Source organism: Xenorhabdus santafensis (assembly GCF_033949405.1).
GTDB lineage: Bacteria > Pseudomonadota > Gammaproteobacteria > Enterobacterales > Enterobacteriaceae > Xenorhabdus > Xenorhabdus santafensis.
Window position 1 is genome coordinate 1 of record NZ_VCDN01000216.1, and the last position, 763, is coordinate 763.

Here is a 763-nt window from a genome sequence, read left to right on the forward strand (position 1 = left end):
CCCTCAAGGATTGAGGGGTTGGGGAGTTCGATTGAAGGGGGTCAAGGGGAAGAGTTCCCCTTGTAGGTTCGGACAAAGTCCGAGGTGTTTCTTTTCCATGCAGCGCATGGATTGGCGAAGCCGAAGAGCCTCGCAGAGCACGTCCAAATGAAATTTGGTATAACGTGCTAGACCATACACTATGCGTCTGGCTGATCCCCATGTTATACTGGTTATCAAAAAGGGGGTTCTCGCTCATGGCTCACGTTCAAAAATACACAAAAGGAAATGTACAAGGACTATCTATTCACTGGGATAGAAAAACAGAAAACCATTCAAATCTATATATTGATAATGAGCGGTCAGATTCGAATTATGATTTATGTGAAAAAGAAGGAGATACACTTTCTCGTATGAATCAGCGTTTAAGTGAAGTACATGCTTTGAAGCGAAATGATTTAAAAGTGTGTGCAGATTGGGTTGTTACGTTGCCAGAAAATTTAAAGGGGATTTCAGAAAAGGAACAACGTAAATTCTTTGAGAAAACTTATGAGTTTTTAACAAATCGTTATGGCGGGGAAAAGAATGTACTGTCAGCGAATGTGCATATGGATGAAACAACGCCACATATGCACTTTGCTTTTATGCCTGTTGTGTGGGACGAGAAAAAGCAAAGGGAAAAGGTTTCAGCAAAAGAAGTGCTAACACGTAAAGAATTAAAAACATTTCATCAAGACTTAGATACTTTTTTAAAACAAGAAATTCCGCATATCTACAAAGAAGG

Annotated in this window: 2 protein-coding genes; one reads left to right on the plus strand and one right to left on the minus strand. The window is 39.8% G+C overall.

The genetic code is table 11. From position 1 onward, the window contains the following. Positions 1 to 238 (minus strand): hypothetical protein (locus FE392_RS22350; protein WP_319931869.1); only part of this gene is annotated, 238 nt, incomplete at its 3' end. On the opposite strand from FE392_RS22350, the gene mobV reads away from it, so the two are divergent. Then, a partial coding sequence (gene mobV / locus FE392_RS22355; RefSeq protein WP_319931870.1) for a MobV family relaxase occupies positions 237 to 763 on the plus strand: 527 nt, incomplete at its 3' end. The genes FE392_RS22350 and mobV overlap by 2 nt on opposite strands.